This window comes from Streptomyces sp. NPDC002790 (assembly GCF_040295505.1).
Taxonomy (GTDB): Bacteria; Actinomycetota; Actinomycetes; order Streptomycetales; family Streptomycetaceae; genus Streptomyces.
Genome location: NZ_JBEOVM010000212.1, coordinates 1 through 4,751, shown reverse-complemented (window position 1 = coordinate 4,751; position 4,751 = coordinate 1). Strand labels below are relative to the sequence as shown.

Genomic DNA, 4,751 nt, shown 5'->3' with positions numbered 1-4,751 from the left:
CGCCCCCCCCCGCACCCCGCTGGCTCTCGTCCGACGGCGGGGCTCAAAAGAAGCCCGGAGGGTCAGGGCGTGACCGTCAGGGACCTCAGGATCGCCGACGCCAAGTCAACGTCGCCCTCGGTCTTCACGCGGTCCGCCACCGCGTCCAACGCGACACGTCCGCAGGACAGCCGTACGTACGTCTCCCAGTCCAACGAGATCGTCACCGCCGGACCGAGCGACGGGGACCCGTCGACCGTGCCCCTGCCCTCCGCGTCCACGCGCACCGTGCGCAGGAACTCCACGGGGCCGTGCACATCGAACACGACGGCCGAGTCCGCCGGGGCGCCCGCGTCCTTCGTGACGATCTTCGGCAGGATCGACAGCAGCAGGTCACGGGTGACGTACGCGCCCGGGGAGTCGAGGTTGCCGGGCTTGCCGAGGGACCAGCGCAGGTCCTGCTCGTGCGCCCAGATGTCGAACGCCCGCCTGCGCATGGCGAATTCGAGGGTCTCCTCGATGCCGCGCGGGCCGCGCACGATGGTCGAGGGGTCGCGGGACTCGTTCCGCAGGTGCCGGTTGCGGCGGATGACCGTGTACTCCAGCTCGGAGACCATTTCGGGTGCCGTGTGGTGCCGGCGGATGTCGACCTGGACCTCCTGGTACCGCTGCGACTCCGTCTGTACGTGGTAGAGGTCGCGGGGCAGCGTGTGGATGGGCCGCGGGTCGCCGAGCATCTCGCAGTCGGTGCCGATCACATGCGAGACGAGGTCGCGCACCGACCAGCCCGGGCAGGGCGTGGCCCGGCTCCATTCCCCCTCGGCGAGCGGGGTGACCAGCTCGGATATCGCTTCCACGGAGTGGGTCCAGGCGTCGGCGTAGGTCTGAAGGCTGGGGTGGAGACTCACGGAAGGGGACCCCTCGAGCGGTGGTACACGGGCGTTGAGACAGTCGTCGGGCATGGGCGTGGGTGTCTTGAGAGGCTAAGTTACGCTGCCGGTAGGCACCCCGGCAGTGCTTTGGTGTGACGAACGCAGGGCTGTTGTTGACGTAGAGCCGACGGCTCGAATGCCAGGACGGTGGTAGTGTGCGCGCCTCGCTCATCCAGATCGCGGTAAATGACGACAAAGCGGTCGAGCCCGTCAACTCCCGCCGCGAGCGCGTGAGTTCACTGGTACGGGCGGAGGCGGTCCGCGCCGACCTCGTCGTGCTCCCCGAGCTGTGGACGACCGGGGCCTTCGCCTACGAGCGGTTCGCCGAGGAGGCCGAGCCGCTGGAGGGGCCGACCTTCGAAGCGATGGCCAAGGCCGCGCGGGACGCGGGCGTGTGGCTGCACGCGGGCTCGATCCCCGAGCGGGACCCGGAAGGCCCGCTCTACAACACCTCGCTCGTCTTCTCCCCCGACGGCGAACTCGCCGCCGCCTACCGGAAGATCCACCGGTTCGGCTTCGACAAGGGCGAGGCGGTACTGATGGGCGCCGGCGAGGAACTGGTGACGGTGCGGCTGCCGGAGACCGTGGTGGGCGTGACCACGTGCTACGACCTGCGGTTCCCGGAGCTGTACCGGGGGTTGGTCGACCGGGGCGCGCAGACGCTGATCGTGTCGGCGGGGTGGCCGGAGCGGCGGCGCGCGCACTGGACGCTGCTCGCTCGGGCGCGGGCGGTGGAGAACCAGGCGTTCGTGCTGGCGTGCGGAAGTGCGGGTACGCATGCGGGGGTTGTGCAGGCCGGGCACAGCGTCGTGGTCGATCCGTGGGGTGAGGTGCTCGCGGAGGCGGGGGCCGGGGAAGAGGTGCTGCGGGTGGAGTTCGACCCGGCGAAGGTCGGGGTCACCCGGAACCAGTTCCCGGCCCTGAAGGACCGCCGCCTGGGCCTACCGGCGCCGACCGGTTATTGACGTCGGCCTGAGCCGGGGGCTCTGTACCGGGCTCGGCGCCTGCGGTGACGTGTGCGCTGCGCTGGGCTCCGATCTGCACCGTGGCCGACGCCCGCCGTCCTCGTTGCGCGGCACCGTGGCGCACCGCCTTGCCCACCCTGCCGCCCAAGGCGGCAGGGTGCCCAAGTCGGTGGCGGCCCGTTGCTTCGGGAGGGTGGGCCGTTCACCGGCGGCAGGTTGCCCAAGGCGGTGGCGGTCGACCGCAGTGGGCGGGGAGCCGTTCCGACGGCGGGATCGCCCATGGCGGTTGCGGCCCGCTGTCACGGGTGGGGAGCCGCGCTCGCGGCGGGGCGCTTGAGCGGTTGCGGCACCCCGTGAGGCCGACGCCCCGGAGGGGCGGGTGGGTGGGAGATGGGCGGTTGGCGGATAAATCGCCCCTGGCAATCTCGAGCCCGGCACCGCCAAGCCCGGTACCGCCAAGCCCGGTACCGCCGAGCCCAGCAATATCTGGTCCGGCACCATCAAGCCCGGCATATCAAGCCCCTGCGGCGATTGAGCAGCGGGGTCCGGGGCAGAGCCCCGCGGCCTCAGCCACGTTCCCCGCACACGGACTGAGCCCCGCGGCCCCCGCCCCCCCCGGACAGCCTCAGTCGTCGCCGTGTTCCTTTTCCGCGAGGTGGATCACGCAGACCGCCACCGCGATCAGGAGCGCCGGATCCGCGTCCTCCCGGATCACGTTGACGCCGTAGGTGTCCCGCACCCGCAACCACCGCCGCGAAATCTCGGCGAGCAACTCACCCTCGTACTCAACGGCGAACTCCCGGTCCAGGATCTTCCCGCTGACGTCGAGCTCCGTGCTGCCGTCGGCCAGCTGGACACGGTAGTGATTGCGCAGCAGGGACAGCCGCTTGCGCTTGATCTTCGCCAGCTCCTCGTCACCGCGCTCGATCACCATCGTGTCCCGCAGCGCGAACACCTTCTTGTGGATGTCGATCAGGACCTGCCCGTCGGGCCCCTTGATCTCGAACGTGTCCCGCAGCCGCATCGCCTTGCCGTCGACGAGGAACGCCTTGCGGCCGTGCTCGTCCTCGATCCAGTAGTCCTCGCCGATCCCGAAGATCCGCTCTTTCACTTCGTAGCGCATACGTTCACCAGTGCCCGAATCCCGGGGTGAGGACCCTCCTCGAGACGACCAATCGGGGCCGGATGGCGGAACGGCGCCTCGCACGGGCCCCCAAAAGCCGCACGTAGAAAGCGAATTCAGTGGTACGTGCAACCGTTCGAGGGATTAATGGGTCGTATGAGATGGACGTGACCTTACGACCAAAGGAACCGCATGTTGCGCGCACGACCCCACGGTGTCCGCAGAAACCGGATCGGCCTCCTGTCCGCGGCTCTCGTCGCGGGCGGCCTGACCGCCGTCTCACTGACCCCGGCCCAGGCGGCCCCCGCCGCCGGAACCACCGCCGCCAAGGCCGACACCGCCGAGGACTTCAACGGCGACGGCTACGCCGACCTCGTCACCGCCGCGACCGGAGGCACGATCTCCGGCAAGGCCGGCGCCGGCTACGTCGCGGTGACGTACGGCTCGGCGAACGGGCTCGACCCCGCGAGCAAGACGCTGATCTCCCGTTCCACCAGCGGGATCCCGGGCTCGGCCGCCGCCAAGGAGGCGTTCGGCCAGTACCTCACCAAGGGTGACCTGGACGGCGACGGCTACAGCGACCTCGTGATCGGCTCCAAGAGCGAGGACGCCGGCGGCGTCATCGTCTGGGGATCGGCCTCCGGCCTGACCGGCGGCACGAAGATCGCCACGTACGGAAGGTCGCCGCAGATCGGCGACTTCGACGGCGACGGCAAGCCCGACCTGGCCCTGCTCGCCGACATGGGCAGCTACGGCGACGACCCCGAGACCGAGTCGGCCGCCCTGTGGAAGGGCCCGGTCTCCAAGGCCGGCGCCCCCGCCGAGAAGCTGCCCTTCATGGACAAGTCCGAGTGGTGGGGCTACGGCAAGGACGACGCGACCTGCGTCGACGACGAGTACGGCTGCGTGGACGGGCCGGACTCGACGACCGGACCCGTGTTCTTCAACGCCGTCGGCGACCTCAACGGCGACGGCCGCGACGACCTGGCCCTGCGCTCGTACAACGGCGACGGCGTCTGGAACAACACCGTCCTGTACGGCAGCGGTTCGGGCTTCAAGCGCGGCTGGGCACCGGAGACCCAGGGGGAACTGGCCTCCGGTGACGTCAACGGCGACGGCATCGACGACCTGGTCGTCGGCTCCGACCCCGAGGACCCCGACATCGGTGAGTCGATGCAGAAGGTGACCCTCGCGTTCGGCACGCAGGACGGCCTGAAGAGCGACCGCACCCAGGAGTTCGACCAGTCCCTGCCCGGCTTCTACGGCGCTCAGGAGGACGGCGACCACCTCGGCTCCTGCGTCTCCGTGGGCGACGTGGACGGCGACGGCAGGGCCGAGGTCGCCCTCGGCATCTCGGGCGAGGACTTCAGCGGCCTGTCGAACGCCGGCTCCGTCGCGCTGCTGCACGGCTCCGCCGACGGCGTGACCGGCGAGGGCTCCCAGGTGCTCAACCAGAACTCGGCGGACGTGCCGGGCGTCGCCGAGTCGGACGACGCGTTCGGCTCGGGCTGCCAGTTGGCCGACACGAACGGTGACGGCAACAGCGACCTCGCGGTCTCCGCGACCGGCGAGAACGCGTCGGCCGGCGCCGTGTGGTCGTTCCCCGGAACCACCACCGGCATCACCGCGACCGGCTCGACCGCCATCAACCCGAAGGACCTCGGCGCCCCGGACGCCAAGGCCCTGTTCGGCAACCCGCTGCGCTAACCCCGCGGCCGGTCCCCGGCGGTGGCGGGCCCCCCCGGGGCCCCC

Annotated in this window: 4 protein-coding genes; 2 read left to right on the top strand and 2 right to left on the bottom strand. The window is 70.7% G+C overall.

The window, feature by feature from the left end; all coding sequences use genetic code 11:
- Positions 1 to 62: 62 nt before the first annotated feature.
- Positions 63 to 887 (bottom strand): maleylpyruvate isomerase family mycothiol-dependent enzyme, encoded by an 825-nt coding sequence (locus tag ABT004_RS35955; protein ID WP_351345936.1) that lies wholly within the window; start codon positions 885 to 887, stop codon positions 63 to 65.
- A gap of 179 nt (positions 888 to 1,066) precedes the next feature.
- Here ABT004_RS35955 and ABT004_RS35950 point away from each other — a divergent pair, with 179 nt between their 5' ends.
- The gene (locus ABT004_RS35950; protein ID WP_351345933.1) at positions 1,067 to 1,876 is read left to right on the top strand and encodes a carbon-nitrogen family hydrolase; all 810 of its coding nucleotides are present in this window, start codon (positions 1,067 to 1,069) and stop codon (positions 1,874 to 1,876) included.
- A 625-nt stretch (positions 1,877 to 2,501) separates the two neighbouring features.
- Here the strand turns inward: ABT004_RS35950 and ABT004_RS35945 are convergent.
- Positions 2,502 to 2,999 carry an LURP-one-related/scramblase family protein gene (locus ABT004_RS35945; RefSeq protein ID WP_351345930.1) on the bottom strand — a complete coding sequence of 166 codons (498 nt, stop codon included), beginning with the start codon at positions 2,997 to 2,999 and terminating at the stop codon, positions 2,502 to 2,504.
- 192 nt (positions 3,000 to 3,191) lie between these two features.
- Between ABT004_RS35945 and ABT004_RS35940 the strand changes: the two genes are divergently transcribed.
- Positions 3,192 to 4,706 carry an FG-GAP repeat domain-containing protein gene (locus ABT004_RS35940; protein ID WP_351345927.1) on the top strand — a complete coding sequence of 505 codons (1,515 nt, stop codon included), beginning with the start codon at positions 3,192 to 3,194 and terminating at the stop codon, positions 4,704 to 4,706.
- Positions 4,707 to 4,751: the final 45 nt, after the last annotated feature.

Excerpts from the sequence above, each read along its gene's own strand:
- ABT004_RS35940 (WP_351345927.1), top strand. The coding sequence starts at position 3,192 with ATGTTGCGCGCACGACCCCACGGTGTCCGCAGAAACCGGATCGGCCTC.
- ABT004_RS35945 (WP_351345930.1), bottom strand. The coding sequence starts at position 2,999 with ATGCGCTACGAAGTGAAAGAGCGGATCTTCGGGATCGGCGAGGACTAC.